The following is a 19661-nucleotide window of genomic DNA, read 5'->3' as shown; positions in this document are numbered from 1 at the left end:
TCTGCGAGTTCGCCTGAGGTGGGTGTGATGTTCACTCGAGTGCCGCAACCACTGGTCTATGCCGAAGCCTTGCTGGCGCAGTTCGCCAGCCTGTCGCGGGCGGCGGACGGTGCTGCGTTGCTGGGTGACTTCGTGCGCGGTTTGGCCGAGCTCAGCGGTTGCGAGTTGACCCAGTTGTACCTGCTGGACGCGACTCACACGTGCCTGGGGATGAATGCCGAGTGCCTCAACGGCAGTCTGCAACCCCGGGAGTCGGCGAGCTTGTCGGCGGATTACAACGGTGAGCAATTATTGCAATTCGCCCTGTGCCAGAACCGCGTGGTCTGCCTCAGTGAATTGAGCGGCAGCCTGCACGAAACCTCGTTCCTGCCGAACCAGGCCACGCCATGGCAGTCGTTGCTGTGCGTGCCTTTGGTTAATCAGCAGAAGGCCGTTGAAGGTCTGCTGCTGTGCGCCAGTCACCGGGACATCGACCTGCACGGCTTTGCCGATTCTCTCGGGCAACTCGGTTCGTTCGTGTTGGGCCAATTGCATCTGCTGCAACGTTTGCGCCGGCCAGTTACTGAAGTGCTGCCGAGCCCGGTCAGCGTTCCGAGCATCAGCGGCTACGGCTTGATCGGCAAAAGTGCGGCCATGCGCCAGACCTATTCGCTGATCAGCAAAGTCCTGCACAGCCCATACACCGTGCTGCTGCGCGGTGAAACCGGCACTGGCAAGGAAGTCGTTGCCCGGGCGATTCACGATTGCGGGCCGCGCCGTTCCCAGGCGTTCATCGTGCAGAACTGCGCGGCGTTCCCTGAGAGCCTGCTGGAAAGTGAACTGTTCGGCTACCGCAAAGGCGCGTTCACCGGTGCTGATCGTGACCGCGCCGGTCTGTTCGATGCGGCCAATGGCGGCACCTTGCTGCTCGATGAAATCGGCGACATGCCGTTGTCCCTGCAAGCCAAGTTGTTGCGCGTGTTGCAGGAAGGCGAAATCCGCCCGTTGGGTTCCAACGACACTCACAAGATCGACGTGCGCATCATTGCTGCGACTCACCGGGATTTGGCGGTGCTGGTCAGCGAAGGCAAATTCCGCGAGGACTTGTACTATCGCCTCGCGCAATTCCCTATCGAGTTACCGGCCTTGCGTCATCGCGAAGGCGACATTCTCGACCTGGCCCGGCACTTCGCCGACAAGGCTTGCTCGTTCTTGCAACGGGACGCGGTGCGTTGGTCCGAGGCGGCGCTGGATCACCTGTCCGGCTACGCCTTTCCGGGCAACGTGCGCGAACTCAAAGGTCTGGTCGAAAGGGCCGTGCTGCTGTGCGAGGGCGGCGAGTTGCTGGCCGAGCATTTTTCCCTGCGCATGGAAGCGATGCCGGAAGACAACAGCGGCTTGAACCTGCGCGAACGTCTGGAGCAGGTTGAACGCAGTCTGCTGCTCGATTGCCTGCGAAAAAACGACGGCAACCAGACCCTCGCCGCCCGCGAATTAGGGCTGCCACGCCGCACGTTGCTCTACCGCCTCGGGCGCCTGAATATCAATTTGGGTGATTTCGATGGTTAACCCAACGGCCATTCCTGCGTTGAACGCGCTCCTTGTGGTGAGCGGATTCCCTGTGGCGAGGGGTTTACCCCGTTCGGCTGCGCAGCAGTCGCCATCCAGTAAATGCAGTTTGCCTGAATAAACTGGGTAGTCAGTTTTGGGGCCGCTTCGCGACCCAACGGGGCAAGCCCCCTCGCCACAAAGGGTCACCTCAATACAGGTGTTCGGCTTAAAGCCATTGGCTAGAGCCTCCCAATCCACCTCATTCGCTTCCAACAGCGCCGCCCGAAAGGGTCGGCGCTTTGTACTTTGTCTACCCCTGGAGACCCTCTGATGTCTGTTCGTCACTGGCAAGCCGTCCTGCTGACCCTCGTCGTTCTATGCGGCCTCGGCGGCTGTAGCGGCAATTACAAATTCAACGACAACACCTATCGCCCATTGGGTGATCCGCAGGCGGTCAATCGCGGCAAGTGACCGCAAGGAGCATCATCATGGAACTGGTTTTCGAAATGCTGAACACCAAGCAATTCGTGCCCACGGATTTGTGCCAGAAGACCTTCAAACAGGCCGGCGGCGTGATTGGTCGGGGCGAGGATTGCGACTGGATCATTCCGGACCGCAAGCGTCACCTGTCCAACCATCACGCGTTGATCAGCTACCGCGAAGGCACGTTTTACCTGACCGATACCAGCAGCAACGGTATCCAGGACAGCGAAAGCGGCGCGCGCTTGCGCAAGGGCGAAGCCATGCGCATCGAGCACGGCAGTGTCTACGTGCTGGGTGATTTCGAGATCCGTGCGCGGCTGGTCCGCGACCCGGCGACCTTCGACGTGGAAGTCGGCCGTCCGCAGGCGGCGGGCAGCATCATTCCTGATGATGCGTTCCTCGACCTCGACCCGCTGAACGCCCTCGATCAGCAAGAGCGCGTGTACTCGGAAATCGACGAACTGATCTCCCCGCGCAACGCGCCCGAAGATACTCGTCAACGCGCCGACTACGCGCGTATCGACATGGAAAGCCTGATGGTCCCGGAGCTGATCGACGCCCCGGCCGAACCCGCGCCAGCCCCGGCGCCGATAGCGGCCCCGCGTCAGAGCGAAGGTTTCTGGGAGCACTTCGGTGCAGCGCTGGGCGTGGACCTCAAAGGCCTCGACCATGATGCCCGCGAAGCCCTGGCCCTGAACGCCGCGCGCCTGCTCAAGCAAAGCGTTGGTGGTTTGCAGCAGAGCCTGCGTACCCGCAGCGAGTTGAAAAACGAACTGCGCCTGGCCCAGACCATCGTCCAGGGCAACAACAAAAACCCGCTTAAATTCGCCGTTGATGCCGGTGAAGCGCTGGGCATTTTGTTGCAGCCGAACAAGCCGGGCCAGTTGCCGGCCGAGCAAGCGATCTCCCGTTCGTTCCGCGATTTGCAAGCGCACCAGGTGGCCTTGCTGACCGCCAGCCGAGCAGCGGTTCGCGGCACGCTGGAGCACTTCTCGCCCGAGCAGTTGACCTTGCGTTTTGAACGCGACAACAAACCGATCCTGGCCACTTCCGGCAGCCGCTGGAGAGCTTACGGGCGTTATCACCAGGCCCTGCGTCAGGACGATGACTGGAGCGAGCGCCTGCTGGCCCGCGACTTCGCCCAGGCCTACGAAGAACAGATCCGCCTGATTTCCACCCTTCACACCGACCACCAAGGATGATGCGCATGTCTCGCTGCTCGACCGCTTTTTTCAAGACGCTGACAGCGCTGGCTGCCCTGGTGCTGCTGGCCGGCTGCTCGTCGCTGTCGCCGTATTCCACCGTGACCAAACTCAACCTGAAGCTGACCGCCAGCGATCAGTTGAACCCGGACCTTAATGGTCGTCCGTCGCCAATCGTCGTGCGCCTGTTTGAACTCAAGCACCCGGTGGCCTTCGAGAACGCGGACTTCTTCAGCCTGTACGAGCGCGCCAAGGAATCCCTGGCCCCGGACATGGTCGCCACCGAAGAGCTGGAACTGCGTCCGGGCGAAACCGTCGAGCTCAAGCTCAGCGTGGAAGAGGGCAGCCGCTACGTTGGCGTGCTCGCCGCCTACCGCGACCTGCCGGAAACCAAATGGCGCTACACGGTGCAAATCACCCCGGTGGCCCTCACCGAGGCTGATCTGACCCTCGACCAGTCCGGCATCCGCAACACCAATGAAACGCTCGCCAAGGCGGTTGACTGATCATGAACTCCCATAAAGTCATTTGGCAGGAAGGCATGCTGCTGCGGCCGCAGCACTTCCAGCACAACGATCGTTACTACGACCACCAGATGAAGACCCGAACCCAGTTGTTGGGCAGCTACACCTGGGGCTTCCTGAACCTGGACATCGACTTGCAGTTCCTCAACATGGGCAAACTGGTGATCAGCCAGGCCTCGGGGATTCTGCCGGACGGCAGCCTGTTCGAACTGGGTGGCAACACCGAACCGTTGGCCCTGGACGTGCCGCCGAACACCGGCAACACGCCGATCTACCTGGCGCTGCCGCTGGTCACCGGCAACCACATTGAGTCCCGTCGCCCGGAGCAATCCGATGTGCTGGCGCGCTACACCGCGTATGACGCGGAAGTGGCCGACTCCAACGCCGGCGACGACTCTGCCAGCCAAGTCAGTTGCGCCCGCCCGGATTTCAAGCTGTTGCTTGGCGAGCAGCAGAGCGACCAGGCCTACGTGAAGCTGAAGATCTGCGAAGTGCTCGACACCACGCCCGACGGCGTGATCAGCCTCGACCCGGACTTTGTGCCGACCTACATTCAGGCGCATTCCTCCAGCTACTTGCTGTCGTGCCTCAAAGAAGTCATCAGCATGCTCGGCCACCGGGGCGACACCATCGCCGACCGGATCCGCTCCAACGGCAAGGTCGGTGGCGCGGAAGTCGGCGACTTCATGATGCTGCAACTGATCAACCGCACCGAACTGCTGCTGCGCCACTATTTGGGCCTGGAGCAAGTTCACCCGGAAGAGTTGTACCGCACGCTGCTGACCATGCTCGGTGATCTGGCGACCTTCTCCAGCGACAGCAAACGCCCGCGCCTGGACAGCCGTTACCAGCACAGCGACCAGGGCGCGAGCTTCCGCAAACTGATGGAAGCGATTCGTCAGGTGCTGTCGATGGTGCTCGAACAGCACGCCATCGAACTGGTGCTGCAAGCGCGTCAGTACGGGATCATCGTTTCGCCGTTGCACGACCACAAACTGCTGGGCTCGGCGTCGTTCGTGCTGGCAGCCAGTGCCAACTGCGATTCCGAAGAACTGCGCCATCGCTTGCCGGCGCACCTCAAGGTCGGCCCGGTGGAGCGTATTCGCCAACTGGTCAACCTGCATCTGCCAGGCATCAAGGTCAAACCGTTGCCGGTGGCCCCGCGGCAGATCGCGTTCCACTCCAACAAAACCTATTTCATCCTCGAACTCAGTTCCGAAGACCTGGCGCAACTCGAGCGCTCCGGCGGCTTCGCGTTCCACGTGTCCGGCGAATTTGCCGAGCTTGAACTGAAATTCTGGGCCATCAGGAACTGATCGATATGATTAAGGACATGGAACATAACCAGGACGATAAAACCGTCCTGCTCGACCGCCAGGGCCACGGCCCTGCTTCGAGTCCGCTGACTGACTTCGCTGCTCCGCCGCGTTTCGAGCAGTTGGAAGAACGGATGATCTACGCCGCGCGCCTGCGCCCGGCCGAAGCGTTCAACATCAGCCTCAACTCGCTGGTGGCCGCCGCGTCCGATCTGCTGTCGGAAGTGGTGCGCCTCAAGCACAGCGACACCCGCGAAGACATGTACGCGCTCAACGAGCGACTGACCTCTGCGCTGAAGCTGTTTGAAGTGCGCGCGCTGCACAACGGCGCCGAAAGCAGCCAGGTGATGGCCGCCCGTTACGTGCTCTGCACCGTGGTCGACGAAGCCGTCGTGACCACACCGTGGGGCAACGAAAGTGAATGGTCGCAGATGAGCCTGCTCAGCAGCTTCCACAACGAAACCTTCGGCGGCGAGAAGTTCTTCCAGCTGCTGGATCGCCTGTCGAAAAACCCGGTCAAGCACCTGCCGATGCTGGAACTGATGTACCTGTGCCTGTCCCTGGGCTTCGAAGGCAAGTACCGCGTGCAAGCTCGCGGCATGCTCGAGCTCGAAGGCATACGCGACGCTTTGTATCGCCAGATTCGCCAACTGCGCGGCGACGTGCCACGTGAGCTGTCGCCCCATTGGGAAGGCTTGAACGATCAACGCCGCAGCCTGGTGCGCATCGTGCCGGCGTGGATGGTGGTGCTGTTCACCGTGGTCTGCCTGGTGGTGATGTATTCGGGTTTTGCCTGGGTACTGGGCGAGCAACGCGAAACCGTTCTGCAACCTTATCAGCAGCTAGATCCGGCCGCGGTCCAGCCGCTGTCGAAGCCGTAAACAGGGACGTGTGATGAAAAAGTTTTTCAAGAAAGTCGGCGCATTCTTGCGCAAGACCTGGGTCTGGACCCTGCTGGTGGTGCTGTTCGTCGCGCTGCTGGTGTGGTTCGTCGGGCCGCTGCTGGCCGTCGATGACTACAAGTTCTGGGAAGGTTCGACCTCCCGCCTGCTGACCATCAGTGTGCTGTTCCTGATCTGGGGCCTGACCATGGTCTTCGTCAGCTGGCGCGCCGGTGTGCGTAAAAAGGCTGTCGAAGACACCGAAGACGGCCAGGATCGTATCCGCCGTGAAGAGCTGATCGACGAAGAGCAGAAAGAGTTGAAAGTGCGTTTCAAAGACGCGCTGAAAACCCTCAAGACCTCGAGCCTGTATCGCGGTCGCAGCGAGCGCTGGCGCAGTGATTTGCCTTGGTACTTGCTGATCGGTCCACAGGGCAGCGGCAAGACCAGTTTGCTGGACTTCTCGGGCCTTGAGTTTCCGATCAACAAGATCGACCGCAAACTGACCCGTGACACCCTCGGCACCCGTCATTGCGACTGGTACTTCGCCGACCACGGCGTGTTGATCGACACCGCTGGCCGTTACCTGACCCAGCCGGATGCCGAAGTCGATGGCAGCGCCTGGAGCACCTTGCTCGACCTGCTGCGCAAGCGTCGTCGTAACCGTCCGTTGAACGGCGTGCTGGTAACCATTCCAGTGGAAACCCTGCTCGGTGGCAGCGAGCAAGACCTCGACACCCTCGCGCGTCAGGTCCGTGCCCGCTTGCAGGACGTGCATCAAAAGCTGCACGTCGACGTGCCGATTTACCTGGTATTGAGCAAGGCTGATCGCCTGCTCGGGTTCGACGAGTTCTTCGATCAACTGACCCGCGAAGAAAGCGATCAGGTACTCGGCACCAGCTTCCGCAAAGAGCAGAGCGGCACCGACGTCGCCGTCCTGCGCGCCGAGTTCGAAGAGCTGCTGCGTCGCCTGAACAGCCAAGTGATCATGCGCATGCACCAGGAGCGCGACACCCAGCGCCGTGGCCGCATCCTCGACTTCCCGCATCAACTGGGGCAGATCGGCGAGCGCCTGTGCCTGTTCGTCGACATGGCGTTCACCGGCAACCGCTACCAGCGTGTCAGCCAGTTGCGCGGTTTCTACCTGACCAGCGCACCGCACCTGACTCAAGAGATGGACCAGACCACCGCCGGCATCGGCGCCAATCTGGGCATGAACGCCGGCATGCTGCCAACCCTGCGCAGCGGCCGTTCGCGTTTCATCCACCATTTGCTCAGCCGCGTAATTTTCCCGGAGGCCGATCTGGCCGGTCTGGACAAGCGCGAACGCAGCCGCATCCACTGGGGCCAGCGTGCCTTGTACGTGGGCGCATTGGCGGCACTGGGCCTGTTCGGTCTGCTGTGGGCGGGCGGTTTCTCTGCCAACTATGAGCGTCTGGAAAACCTGCGTTCCCTGGCTCAAAACTGGACCCAATCGCGCTCGGCATTGACCGCCCGTGATGACTCCATGGGCGTGCTCAAGACCCTCGACACCAGCTACGCGGCGACCCAGGTCTTCCCGAAAAAAGGTGACGTGGGTTACCACGAGCGCGGCGGTTTGTACCAGGGCGAAGACACCAACCCGGTGGTCAAGGCTGCCTACGAGCGTGAGCTCGAAGCGCAACTGTTGCCACGGGTCGCGACCCTGCTGGAAGGGCAGATCCGCGCCAACATGCAGGACCGCGAACGCTTGCTCAACAGCCTGCGTGCGTACCTGATGCTGAACATGAAGGATCGCCGCGATGCGGGTTGGCTCAAGGATTGGGTTGCCACCGAGTGGTCCCAGCGCTACGCCGGCAACACCGCCGTGCAGAACGGCTTGAACACCCACTTCGAGCGTTTGCTCCAGCAGCCGTTTGTCTACCCGCTGAACGATCAACTGGTGGCCCAGGCACGTCAGGTCTTGCGTAGCGAGTCACTGGCCAACGTGGTTTACCGGATGCTCCGTGAGCAGGCCCGCAACCTGCCGGACTATCGTTTGAGCCAACACCTGGGCCCACAGGGTTCGCTGTTTGTCGGCACCGATTACGTGATCCCGGGGTTCTACACCCAACAGGGTTATCAGCAGTACTTCTCGGTCCAGGGCGCTACGCTGGTCAGCGATATCCTGCGTGACAACTGGGTGCTGGGCGAAGGCTCGGGCATCAGCGGCATGGACTTGCGTCGCCTGATGGTCGAACTGGAGCAACTGTACTTCCGCGACTACGCCAACTTCTGGAGCGAAGCCGTGGGCCAGGTTGCATTGCCGGCGATCAGCGACTTCAGCGAAGGCGCCGAGCAACTGGCGGGCCTGACTTCGGCCAACTCCCCCGTGCTGCAACTGCTGGTGGAAGTGCGCGAGAACACCCGGTTCCCGGCAGACGCCGAACCGGCTGATCAAGCGGCTGATGCTGCTGGCGCACTGGCCGACCAGAAAGGCAAGTTGGGCAAACTCGGCAAACTGGCGGCGGCTGCTGCGGACAAGGCGTCGGACATGGCCGCAGCCAAGAACCTGCCGGACACCGCGAAGAAATCCCTGCAACGTCGCTTCGAACCGCTGCACCGTTTGCTGGATGACAACAACGGCCCGGCCGCTGACCTGACCCCGGCACTGACCGCGCTCAACGACCTGCAATTGCAAGTCGCGAGCCTGGCCCGCGCCAGTTCGCCGGAACAAGCGGCGTTCGAAATGGCCAAGACCCGCATGGGCGGCCAGCGTGATGCGCTGAGCAACCTGCGCAATGCGTCCAACCGCTTGCCGCGTCCGGTCAGTGTCTGGTTCAACGTGTTGGCCGAAGACACCTGGCGTCTGGTGCTCAACGATTCCTACGCGTACTTGAACCAGCGCTACCAGAGCGAGCTGTACGGCTTCTATGGCAAGGCGATCAACAAGCGTTATCCGTTCAGCGCCCACAGCACCAGCGACGTGGCAATCAGCGACTTCCGCGAGTTCTTCAAGGCCCAGGGTATCGTCGATCGCTTCTTCGACACCTACATGCGTCCATTCGTCAGCGGCGATCCGGGTAACTACCGCATGCGCAGCGTCGACGGTCACAGCCTGCCGATCTCCAAGGTTTACCTCGACCAAATGGCCGCGGCACAAACCATTCGCCAGAGCTTCTTCGCCGAGAACCCGGCCGAGCCGCAAGTGCAGTTCAAACTCGAGCCGTACACCCTCGACCCGGCCGTCAGCCGTTCCGAGTTCAAGTTTGGCGACAAGACCATCGAATACCGTCACGGCCCAATCGTGCCGGTGTCCTTCAAATGGCCGACCGATGCTGAAGACGGTCGTACCAGCCTGGTCCTCGACAAAATGGCTGGCCGCCCAATCGGTATCGAAAAGAACACCGGCCCATGGTCGCTGTTCCGTCTGTTCGACCTGATGCAGACCGAGTACCTGAGCGGTCGCGACGTGCTGGTGCTCAAGGCTGACGTGGGTGGCCTGCGCGCCAACTACTTGCTGTCGAGCCAACGCACGCCGAACCCGTTCGACATGGGCGTGCTGCGCACCTTCCGTATGCCGGTGCAACTCTGATGCTGGTTGCCAGTCCCTGGCGCAGCGCTGCGCGTACCGATCCGGGCAAGGTTCGGGCGCGCAACGAAGATGCCTTTCTCGACTCGCCACAGCAGGGGCTGTGGGTGGTCGCGGACGGCATGGGCGGTCATCAGGGTGGCGATATCGCCAGCCAGTTGATCGTCGCCAGCCTGGCGGAATTGCCGGTGCAGGACGACTTCGACGAACGACTCAAAGGCATTCGCCAGTGCTTGCACTGGATCAATCGCCGCTTGGGCCAGGAGTTGACCGTCACTGCCGGGCGCCACGACAGCATCATGGGCAGCACCGTGGTGGCGCTGCTGGTAGAAGGCAGTCGCGCGGCCTGCATCTGGGCCGGCGACAGCCGTTGCTACCTGTGGCGTGGCCAGCGGTTGTATCAGCTGTCCAAGGACCATTCGCTGCAACAGCAACTGATCGACGAGCAAAACATGAGCGTCGAAGACGCCCGCGCCCATCCTTCGGCCCATGCCCTGACCCGTGCGGTCGGGGCAGCCGATGTGCTGACGCTGGACGTGCTCGAACTCGAGGTTTACCCCGGCGATACGTTCCTGTTGTGCAGCGACGGTTTGTACCAAGGGCTCAGCAGCGATGCCCTGGGCAACGCCCTGAGCCTGACCGCGCCGCACGTTGCGCTGGAGCGTCTGTTCGACGGCGCTCTGCGTGGCTCGGCACGGGACAACCTGACTGCCGTGGTGATCCGCCAATGACTGAACTCATGCGACCGATCGACGACCTGCTGGTGAGCGAAGAGCAGGACAACAACCTGACCTACTTTGCGTTCGCCAAGCCCAATCAGGCTTCACCTGCGCTGGCGCCGACCCGGGCCAGCGTCGGCGAATTGCCCGACGTGCTCGCAGGCCGTTACCGCATCGAGCGCCTGCTCGGTGCCGGTGGCATGGGCGCGGTTTACCGTGCCCGGGACCTGCTGAACGAACAGTTCGGCGATCCCGACCCTTACATTGCGCTGAAAATCCTCAGCGAAGAATTTGCCGAATCGCCGGACGCCAGTGCCTTGCTCTACAGCGAGTTCGCCCTGACCCGACGCCTGCGCCACGATAACGTGCTGCGCTTTCACACCTTTGAAGTCGACACCGACTGCCAGCGCGCCTTCATCACCATGGAACTCATGCGTGGGCTGACCCTGGACAAATTACTCTGCGAGCGGCCCCAGGGCATGCCGTGGAAAGAACTGCGCGACATCGCGCTGCCGCTGCTCGACGCGCTGGCCTACGCCCACGCTCGCGGCGTGCTGCACGGTGACATGAAACCGAGCAACGTCATGCTCAGCGAAGAAGGCGTGCGCCTGTTCGACTTCGGCCTCGGCCAGGCAGAAGAGGGCATCTTGCCCGGCCTGCCGCACTTGAGCCGCAGCCGCTTCAACGCCTGGACCCCGGCTACGCCGCCCCCGAACTGCTCGAAGGCCAACCGCTGACCGCCAGCGCCGACGTCTACGGCGTGGCCTGCGTGCTCTACGAATTGGCGGGCGGCAAACACCCGTTCCGCCGCTTGCCCTCGACCCAGGCCCGCGACGAACGCCTGGAGCGCGAGCTGCATGCACCGAAGAATTTACCGAAACACTGTTGGCCAGCCCTGCGAAAAGCGCTGACCTTCAACGCGGCTGATCGAACGATCACTGCTGCCCAATTGCGTGACGCCTTGGGCGCCACTTCGTCTTTGCTGCAACGCCTGCGACGTCGGGCGTAACGGATGACTACCGAACAGGGAGCAAGCCATGTTCAACCCAGCTAACGAAACCCACTTCAGCCTCAAAGTCGAAGACTACGAAGGCGACCTGCAAGTGCTGTCGTTCACCGGCACCGAAGGCATCAGCCAGCCGTATCGCTTCGACATCGAACTGGTCAGCGAAAACCCGGACCTGGACCTGGAAAAACTCCTGCACAAACAGGCGTTCCTCGCGCTCGACCCGCAGGGCAGCGGCATCCACGGCCAGATCTACCGCGTGGCCCAGGGCGATGCCGGCAAACGCCTGACCCGCTACAAAATCTCCCTGGTGCCGCAACTGCAATACCTGCATCACCGCACCAACCAGCGCATCTACCAGCAGATGTCCGCGCCGAAAATCATCGCGCTGATCCTCGACGAACACGGCATCAAGGGCAACGCGTACAAATTCCAGTTGAGCGTGCCGTGCCCGGACCGCGATTACTGCGTGCAGTACGACGAAACCGACCTGCATTTCGTCCAGCGCCTGTGTGAAGAAGAAGGCATTCACTACCACTTCCAGCACACGCCCAAAGGGCATTTGCTGGTGTTCGGCGACGACCAGACCGTGTTCCCGAAACTCGGCCAGCCGACCGCTTATGTGCAAGGCAGCGGCTTGGTTGCGGATGAACCGGTGATCAAGGGCTTCAAACTACGCCTGGAAACCCGCACCGGCCGCACGACCCGCCGAGACTACGACTTCGAAAAACCACGCCTGCAACTCGAAGCGGCATATAAGCCCGATGGCGAAAGCACCGAACCGGACCTGGAAGACTACGACTACCCCGGCCGCTTCATCGACCGCGCGCGCGGCAAATTCCTCAGCCAACGCGCGCTCGAACGCCACCGCGCCGACTACCAGCAAGCCGAAGGCTGGGGCGACCAGACCACGCTCAACAGCGGCCACTTCCTGGAAATCTCCGACCACCCGCGCACCGAGTGGAACGACCTCTGGCTGCTCACCGAAATCTTCCACGAAGGCAAACAACCGCAAGTCCTCGAAGAGTCAGTGACCAGCGACACCACCGACAACAAAGACGACTTCCACCAGGGCTACCGCAACCGCTTCCTGGCCACGCCATGGAACGTGTTCTACCGCCCCGCCCTCGAACACCCGAAACCCCGCGTCCTCGGCAGCCAAACCGCCCTGGTCACCGGCCCCAAAGGCGAAGAAATCCACTGCGACCCATACGGCCGCATCAAAGTCCAATTCCACTGGGACCGCGAAGGCCTGGCCGACGACAAAACCAGCTGCTGGATGCGCGTCTCATCCAGCTGGGCCGGCGACCGCTACGGCGCCATCGCCATCCCGCGCATCGGCATGGAAGTCCTCGTCACCTTCCTCGAAGGCGACCCCGACCAACCGCTGGTGACCGGTTGCCTGTACCACAAGGAAAACCAGGTCCCCTACGACCTGCCGGCGAACAAAACCCGCACCGTGTTCAAAACCCTCAGCTCACCGGGGGTGGCGGGTACAACGAACTGCGGATTGAAGACAAGAAAGGCGCGGAACAAATCTTCATCCATGCCCAACGGGATTGGGATGAAAACATTGAGCATGACCAGAAGATCCGCGTGGGGAATGAGCGCCACGACACGGTGGTGAAGAACACCTACACCGAGTTGAAGGCTGAAGAGCATCGCACCACGATTGCGGATCGGAAGACTGAGACGCGGATGGATGACCACCTGACGGTTGGGCAGAACCAGCATGTGAAGTTGGGGACTGCGCAACTGACGAGTGTGGGGAAAGAGATACATCTGAAGGCTGGGGCGAAGATTGTTATTGAGGCGGGGATGGAGCTTACGGTTAAGGCCGGGGGAGCTTTATCAAGCTGGATGCGGGTGGGATTACGGTTGTTGGGCCGGTGATCAAGATTAATGCGGGTGGGTCGGCGGGGAGTGGGACTGGGATTGGGATTAAACCACCGGTGCTGCCGGGGGCTGCGGATCAGGATAAGGCGGGGAGTTTGATGGATCAGGCGTTGATGAACGAAAAGCAAGAAACCATACCCAAAATGAAATACCTGTTGTCACTTTGATTTCAGCGATCGAGGGATTCGAAAATTGATTAAAAATGGATCATTACTATGTTGATTAGTCCCCCATTTATTCCTACTCCTGTCGCTGGAGAAAGCGATGAAGCATTTCTGGACAGAGCCATGTTGTGCGGTGCGCCTGGAGATGGCTTTTTCCGATCAGTTTTGACCTGAACTGGCATGGCGGTACTCACCTTAAAGCTCCTACAGAACGAGGTGATTTTCTCCCTGTCCGAGCCATTGCGGATGGCACCCTTGCCTACTTTCGTAAACCATCCCCCGTTGAGGCAAATCCTGATGCGCCATTAAATTATGGTGGCTGGACAGACAATGGCTGCATCATCTTGCGTCACGAGACCGAGATTGGTGAAGGTGCGAGCTCAAAAGTTGTCTTCTATTCGATCTATATGCATCTCTCTAAAATTACCCTAGCCGAACCGATAAAGGGCATGCGGATTTTTCGTAAAGACACTCTCGGTGAGGCGGGTAAAATTTATGGTGCGAACCACAAAATTCACTTTGAGATTATTGCTGACGATAACCAAGTGACGCGTCTGACGGGGCGTAATGATCGTGAGCTGGCCTATCGAACAAAATCTGGTCGTACTGATAGTTGCTGGGGTGATATGTATTTTTATCTACCCCCAGAAGTTATGGGATTTTCGGATCGTCCTACTGTATGGAGTGACTCGAATAATAAGAGCAGTTTTGTCGTTCGCCCGCCAGTAGAATTAATCATCCGTATGCGCTTTAACAAGGGGCAGTGCGTTTTGACCACGCATGATGTTAACGGCGAATGCATCGGGGAACATAAAGAGGCAAATAATTTTGAGTACGATCTTTTCGAAGTTGCGAGCTCTCGTTACCCCGTCTGCCCCAGTGCAGGTTACGAGTTATTGCGCTTTGGTCGGATATTTGGTCCCGACGCTCTAACCCCAGCCAACGCGGCGCATTGGAGGCAAATTGCATTCCCTGGCGGAGTTGCATGGTTCAATCTAAATGCCAGCACTGTCGGCTGCTTCAGCGATGCTGACTTTCCACATTGGCAAGGCTGGAACCTAATCGATGATGACACCGATGATGACAGCCACTGTCAATCTCCTTATTTACGAGGCCTGTTGAAACTTGATGAAGATCCGCTTTACCCGCCCCACAGGAGCCTTGCTGAGATATCTGCTAATCCGAATTACAAACACGCACCTCTTAAACCTGAAGAGTTAGGAATCTACACCAAAAAATATCGGATCAAGCAACATAATCAAGCCATCATCCAGAAAGAAAGCTCCCAGAAGCTGGTCAGTCGATGCATCTTCAAGTTTCCTAGTGAATGGGGTAAAAGTGATTTCGACACTCGCTATGGTTGGCTTCTAAAGGAGTCAGAGTTAGGTGAGGCCATGCCACAGGCTGACTACGAGAAACTTAAAGCCCATCAGGACGCCATGGCTTTTGGGAGGACGCCGCGTTAAATGGTATCAGTCCAAAACATTGGCACTTTCCACCCAGAGATTTTATTGAGATTTTTAGGAAGTGTGGTTGGCTTAGTGAGTCAGAGTTGACACAGCTATTGCCTACCAGCGCTTTGCGTATCAGCAAAGGGGCCTGGGTTTCTGAGCCTGTCCAATTAAGTGCTACGTCTCAGCTGAATATTTCAAATATCAATATTTCTCTAAATAGAACGTTGCAAAAATTCATCGTGGCGGGCAATCCCTTACGGATGGCCGCTTTTTTTGGTAACTCTACTCAAGAAACACAATGGTTTGGCAAGCTATACGAAAATAATTCAGATGCAAAATATTATCCTTGGGATGGACGAGGACTTTTTCAACTGACATGGCCAGATAATTATGTAAAGTATTGGGCCTTCCTTGGCCGTACCGTTCCAAGTTCTTTAGCAAAAACTCTGACCGCCGCTGCTAAGAAGGCAGATCAAACTGGGAAAAATATTCACTTGGCAGATAGTGATCTAAAAACTAAGGGGCTTACGGTAAAAATGATTCAGTGGCGTGACGACGTCATGATGGAATCAATAGATGCAGCCCAAAGTGCGGGCGCTTATTGGGCGTGGACGGGAGCCGCGAAAATTGCTGATCAACATCCGGAAATGCAGCGTTCCACGATACAGGTTGGGCCCAAGGAATATATTTATTATAGCTGCAATGTTTTTGGTCAAGTGGCAGCAACAGTAAACTTCGGCAAGCCAGTTACAGATCTAGATAAAATTAAAAAAGTAAACGGAATAGTTGCGCGGTTTCAAGCATACACTAACTCCCTGAAGGTGCTGACTGAGCAAATGAATTTTCCAGATGCCAATGGAGCAACTTAAAAGAACAGCCTTGAAGAATTTAAGGCAAGCGAGATGATGATGAGCTCAAGAGTAGTGCTTTGCATTGCTTATGGTTTTTTCTGTTTCATCATGGGCTGAAGAAAAGAATAAAGTCGCGTTGCCGCGTCTATTCAAGCGCATTTAGGACACTTGCAGCTTTCGCATGACGGATTTTTACGGCGGTAAGCATAGAATCACCGAAAAAGAAGCGTTCCTCATTTGTTCTATTATTCAAAGTTAATCAAAACCCAAAATCAAAAAAACACTCGAGGTTAATCTTGTTTTTAGGTGCATAAGTCCAGCGTCAGCCGAAGATTTTTCCAGGTTTTCATGGAGGTAAATTGACCGATAAAGGTTGGGTTATGGAATTAGATTCAAGTGCTCCTAGCGATTCAGAGATGCACAACACATTTTATCCATTGAAGGGTAAGGGGTGGGAAGGGGCTGGAATATCCCAGGATGTAACCAGTGGTGATGAGGAAGGTCGGACTAGGAGTTTCAACTTCTGCATTCCTGTTAATAACTCTGCGTTATGCGGAGGAGGGGATGTTGCCTACTTGAAAAGATCTAAAAGGGTCTTCTCTTAAGCGGGTTATTAAAATGATTGAAACTATTGAGTTTATGGGGGGGGAGGCTGCGTCACCGTTGTCTAATTGAGGTGCATTTAATAGTGTGCGGTAAAAAGATTAGAATAAACGAGAATAAAAAAGAGGGATAGATTTGTTTGTGCAGAGGGTGACAGGGGACAGATTTATTTATAAGTTAAAGGTGGCAGATTTTTTATTGGATAGGCTAGGCTTCTGTCTTTCGATAAATAAATCCGTCCCTGAAGAAATCCCCCAGCTCACTAGGATTTGGACAAATGAAAAATTTTTTCGATAAAAGAGTTTTTTACAATAGGTTTACTTAGTGCTTGCATTGGTCATGTAAATGCTGCTGATTTTCTATTGCTTAACCGAGATGTGACTGGGGATGGAAATTTAGACCAAGTTAAGCTGGCAGATAACGGTTCAGAGTTCTATACATTAAGTGTTATATCTGGTGGTAAGGAGTTGTTGAGGAATGAAAATCTAGTTCCGAGAACTCTTAAAAATAGTGGAGGGTTGGATATTTTTCAAGGTTTGTCTGTAGTAGACGGAAATATAACGATTCGTTATCGTTTCTGTAGTCCCTCAAGTAGTGTCTGCTATTTTAGAAATATAATAAGTAGTTTTAAGGATGAGAAATTTGTTTTCTCGCGAGAAGAAACTGTCGCCAGTGCGGACAAAATTGCATTATCAGGTGTTTTCTATAGAAGCCTGTGTCTCCATTGGCGTCACTGAGTTATCAATCGCTTTTGGAAGACAATGATAGCGCAACAAATATGTTTTCTAGCACTTATGGTAAGTGCGTGCCCAGTCGAAATGGATGGAGACTCACTGGTAAAGATCTCTGAAGAATTAGAGAAGGACTCGCCAAATGAGTGGGTTTTAAAAAAGGGTTGCGTTACCCCCTGCATTAGTTTTTACTTTGCAGGCTCAGAAGTATTTGTCACCTAATGCTGCTTCTAGATACTTCCGTATCTCTGGAGCGGATCAAATCGCCAAGTAAAAGGCTGAAAAGGGACAGATTTATTGATAGGCTAAGACAAGCTTCTAGCTTTCGATAAATAATCTGTCTCTGTGGAATTCGTAACATGAGCCGGCCTGGCAAGGAGCCAATTATCTAAGCAAATCATAGTGAAAGGGGGTAGATTTATTTTTTATTTAAATAAATCCGTCCCCTTTTGCTCCTGAAAAAAGCGATGGAAGAGCCGAAGTCATGTCGGCTCTCTTCAATAAAATCAAAAACCAGGCCCAGAAAATAGAGTGCAGATTCCCTCATGGAATGGTTGATCGTCATTTGTCTATCATAAATCTGTACCATTTTTTCGAACTTTATAGATTAGGTGGTTTTCATGAAGAATCTCATATTGTTGGTTATCTGTTTTATCTCAAGCTATGCAGTTGCAGAAAATAACCAACAGCCCATCTCCAAAATATACAAAGCCGACACGAATACAGTTTCTGGAAATATAGTTCGCTATTATCAAACGTTGGATGATCCTTGTATAAAAGTCCAAATACTAAAAGCCGGCGGTGCTGGGCTTGCGGTTAGCTCGCTGGATTTTTGCAGCATATCTGGGAAAAGCTTTAATACGGACTTTGCGGAAACCTGGTTGGAAAAGGGTGAGTTCACTGATAGTGAGCTTGTGCTTACTTTGAGATTGATGCCCCTGAGGTTAACTAAGGACGAAATTCAGGTCTGTAAATTTACAGTGGAAAATGGGGCGCTTAGCGGGCCGCATTGTACTGCGGAGTAGATCTAGTAATATTGATTTTATGATTATAGGGAATGGCTGAAAGTGGACGGATTTATTTATTGGATAGGCTAGGCTTCTATTTTTCGCTAAATAAATTTGGCTCTGTGAAATCCGCAGCATGAGCCGACCTAGCAAAGAGCCAATTATTTATGCAAGTCATCGACAGAGTAACTATGAAATCGTTTGTGCTATTTGTTTGCTTGGTTTGCCCGCTCTTTGTTTTTGCAAGTGGAAATGATTGTGGTGTTGTTGCGTCAACTTTGGAATTTAATCTATGTATTAAACAAGCAAAGGAATCTGCTGATTCAAAGCTGAATTTAAGTTACAAGCAGCTTATAGCAAGGGTAAAAGCTCAATATCAAAGAGCTCCTGATCTAGGAGCAAAATTCTTGGCTAAGTTAAAATCTTCGCAATTGGCTTGGTTGAAGCTACGAGACACTAATTGTGCTATAGAAGCTTTTGAGTATGATGAGTCAATGCCGGCTTATGAGGTGACAGTGAATATTTGCGTCGCCAAAATGAGTCTCGAGCGATCAAGTTATTTAGATAATACCTTTCCAGATAACTATAACGTTCCTAAGAAAAAGTGATCCGGTAGCGTGGCGTAGTTTATAGCAGTTTTCGTATGCTGCGCTCTTTGCTGTGAAGAGGAGATGATATCCCTCCTGTAATTTATTGTTACTATGGAAAGTATATGGATTTTTACAGGGTTTTCAGCGGTGTCTGCGCTCTCGCAATAATGATTGGACTATCCAGTCAAAGCGCATTGGCAGAGGATGCGCGTACTATCGGAGAGCTACACCCTCCTGTTATAGCTTCATTAGGTGATCAAAAGATTACTGTGTTTTTTTTGAAGAATAACTTGAAAGGCAAGGTAGTAGAAACTCATGTGCCCTACGCGGAAATATTTTATTCGCCCATCAATGTTGCCAAGCCTTCGCTAAATTATGTGTGGAAGATTGAAGGCGAGCAGATTGCGTCAGTATTTTTCTATGAGAGGACATTGCCGGACAGAGCACAGAAATCAATGTATGTGTTGATGAGAAGCAAAGCCTCAAATGCTGGGTTTGAAGGTGTTAGCTATTCGGTAATGGAATTGCCGCTGATTAAAAACGGCGATGAGTTGTCTGTTGCTTTTTTCACCGGCGATCAAGAGTACCCTGCGTTGCAGAACTGTAATGATGGTCGTGATTTAACTACTGGAAAAGAAGTAGTGTGTCCTTACAAGGATGCAGCGAGTATTAAGAAGTATCTGGCTTCAGTTGAGAAAGGTGTATCAGACCTCAATGCCCCGGCTTCTACGCCTGTTACTACTTTCCATCCATCGAAAGGAGTTGAGGCCACTCTTGCGCTGAACGGATCTGTTTTAGTGGTTGGTGTTAAAAACGGCTCTCGTGCTGAATCCAAGACAATCGATTTCGAAGCAATCAACGAGTTGCACATTCAAGTAGACGATTTTAACTTTGACGGCAAAAAGGATTTCGCTGTTTGGCAGGTCGATGATGGGATGGGGACTTATACCGTTAGTAGGATTTTTGTTTACCAGCCTGAATCGGGTTCTTTTAAGGAGTTGCGCCCTGATTGTGGGGATGGATTTGTCAATCTCCGAATAGAGCGGGCTCGGAAAGCGCTACTTAGTACCTATTGGGAAATGAATAAGCCTAAAGGGTGCGTGACAAAATTCTCTCAAACATAAAACCGGCACAACCTATATGAATCAAGGATT

At 55.5% G+C, this 19661-nt stretch carries 13 protein-coding genes and 2 pseudogenes; all 15 read left to right on the top strand.

Features of this window, described 5'->3' with window-relative positions; translation table 11 throughout:
• The first annotated feature begins 27 nt into the window (after positions 1–27).
• The 15 genes and pseudogenes from RHM58_RS07585 (at position 28) to RHM58_RS07515 (ending at position 19631) form a co-directional block, all read left to right on the top strand.
• A complete protein-coding gene (locus RHM58_RS07585) occupies positions 28–1548 on the top strand; it encodes a sigma-54 interaction domain-containing protein (RefSeq protein WP_322269994.1) in 1521 nt (506 codons plus the stop codon).
• Between the two features lie 312 nt (positions 1549–1860).
• Positions 1861–2001, top strand: coding sequence for a hypothetical protein (locus RHM58_RS07580; RefSeq protein WP_008030659.1), 141 nt, complete (start codon positions 1861–1863; stop codon positions 1999–2001).
• 17 nt (positions 2002–2018) lie between these two features.
• On the top strand, positions 2019–3215 hold the full coding sequence (tagH, locus tag RHM58_RS07575) for a type VI secretion system-associated FHA domain protein TagH (protein WP_201199013.1): 1197 nt from the start codon (positions 2019–2021) through the stop codon (positions 3213–3215).
• Positions 3216–3220: 5 nt separating this feature from the next.
• Complete coding sequence (tssJ, locus tag RHM58_RS07570; RefSeq protein ID WP_201199011.1) at positions 3221–3721, top strand: type VI secretion system lipoprotein TssJ; 501 nt, start codon at positions 3221–3223, stop codon at positions 3719–3721.
• Between the two features lie 2 nt (positions 3722–3723).
• Complete coding sequence (tssK, locus tag RHM58_RS07565) at positions 3724–5055, top strand: type VI secretion system baseplate subunit TssK (RefSeq protein WP_201190514.1); 1332 nt, start codon at positions 3724–3726, stop codon at positions 5053–5055.
• Positions 5056–5060: 5 nt separating this feature from the next.
• Entirely contained in the window at positions 5061–5936 is an 876-nt protein-coding gene (gene icmH / locus RHM58_RS07560) for a type IVB secretion system protein IcmH/DotU (protein WP_201199003.1), read from the top strand.
• Between the two features lie 13 nt (positions 5937–5949).
• Entirely contained in the window at positions 5950–9489 is a 3540-nt protein-coding gene (tssM, locus tag RHM58_RS07555) for a type VI secretion system membrane subunit TssM (protein ID WP_201198996.1), read from the top strand.
• A complete protein-coding gene (locus RHM58_RS07550; protein WP_201198987.1) occupies positions 9489–10217 on the top strand; it encodes a PP2C family protein-serine/threonine phosphatase in 729 nt (242 codons plus the stop codon). The genes tssM and RHM58_RS07550 overlap by 1 nt, the downstream gene beginning before the upstream one ends.
• Positions 10214–11214: pseudogene (locus RHM58_RS07545) on the top strand (serine/threonine-protein kinase). The gene RHM58_RS07550 and the pseudogene RHM58_RS07545 overlap by 4 nt, the downstream one beginning before the upstream one ends.
• Before the next feature lie 28 nt (positions 11215–11242).
• Positions 11243–13274 (top strand): annotated as a pseudogene (gene tssI, locus RHM58_RS07540) (type VI secretion system tip protein TssI/VgrG).
• A gap of 125 nt (positions 13275–13399) precedes the next feature.
• Positions 13400–14737, top strand: a complete 1338-nt coding sequence (locus RHM58_RS07535; protein WP_322269992.1) for a M23 family metallopeptidase — start codon at positions 13400–13402, stop codon at positions 14735–14737.
• Between the two features lie 86 nt (positions 14738–14823).
• Complete coding sequence (locus RHM58_RS07530; RefSeq protein WP_322269991.1) at positions 14824–15594, top strand: hypothetical protein; 771 nt, start codon at positions 14824–14826, stop codon at positions 15592–15594.
• 1936 nt (positions 15595–17530) lie between these two features.
• Positions 17531–17935, top strand: a complete 405-nt coding sequence (locus RHM58_RS07525; protein ID WP_322269990.1) for a hypothetical protein — start codon at positions 17531–17533, stop codon at positions 17933–17935.
• Between the two features lie 149 nt (positions 17936–18084).
• Entirely contained in the window at positions 18085–18525 is a 441-nt protein-coding gene (locus RHM58_RS07520) for a lysozyme inhibitor LprI family protein (RefSeq protein ID WP_322269989.1), read from the top strand.
• A gap of 104 nt (positions 18526–18629) precedes the next feature.
• On the top strand, positions 18630–19631 hold the full coding sequence (locus RHM58_RS07515; protein WP_322269988.1) for an XAC2610-related protein: 1002 nt from the start codon (positions 18630–18632) through the stop codon (positions 19629–19631).
• The last annotated feature ends 30 nt before the right edge of the window (positions 19632–19661 follow it).

It is taken from the genome of Pseudomonas sp. 10S4, assembly GCF_034344865.1.
Taxonomy (GTDB): Bacteria; Pseudomonadota; Gammaproteobacteria; order Pseudomonadales; family Pseudomonadaceae; genus Aquipseudomonas.
Note: the sequence above shows the minus strand (reverse complement) of the source record. Positions and strands in the feature narration are given on the sequence as shown.

What these genes read in the sequence shown, in the direction of transcription:
- tssM (WP_201198996.1), top strand. Translation starts at nt 5,950, where the DNA reads ATGAAAAAGTTTTTCAAGAAAGTCGGCGCATTCTTGCGCAAGACCTGG.
- tagH (WP_201199013.1), top strand. Translation starts at nt 2,019, where the DNA reads ATGGAACTGGTTTTCGAAATGCTGAACACCAAGCAATTCGTGCCCACG.
- tssK (WP_201190514.1), top strand. Translation starts at nt 3,724, where the DNA reads ATGAACTCCCATAAAGTCATTTGGCAGGAAGGCATGCTGCTGCGGCCG.
- RHM58_RS07550 (WP_201198987.1), top strand. Translation starts at nt 9,489, where the DNA reads ATGCTGGTTGCCAGTCCCTGGCGCAGCGCTGCGCGTACCGATCCGGGC.
- tssJ (WP_201199011.1), top strand. Translation starts at nt 3,221, where the DNA reads ATGTCTCGCTGCTCGACCGCTTTTTTCAAGACGCTGACAGCGCTGGCT.
- RHM58_RS07585 (WP_322269994.1), top strand. Translation starts at nt 28, where the DNA reads ATGTTCACTCGAGTGCCGCAACCACTGGTCTATGCCGAAGCCTTGCTG.
- RHM58_RS07515 (WP_322269988.1), top strand. Translation starts at nt 18,630, where the DNA reads ATGGATTTTTACAGGGTTTTCAGCGGTGTCTGCGCTCTCGCAATAATG.
- RHM58_RS07580 (WP_008030659.1), top strand. Translation starts at nt 1,861, where the DNA reads ATGTCTGTTCGTCACTGGCAAGCCGTCCTGCTGACCCTCGTCGTTCTA.
- RHM58_RS07520 (WP_322269989.1), top strand. Translation starts at nt 18,085, where the DNA reads ATGCAAGTCATCGACAGAGTAACTATGAAATCGTTTGTGCTATTTGTT.
- RHM58_RS07525 (WP_322269990.1), top strand. Translation starts at nt 17,531, where the DNA reads ATGAAGAATCTCATATTGTTGGTTATCTGTTTTATCTCAAGCTATGCA.
- icmH (WP_201199003.1), top strand. Translation starts at nt 5,061, where the DNA reads ATGATTAAGGACATGGAACATAACCAGGACGATAAAACCGTCCTGCTC.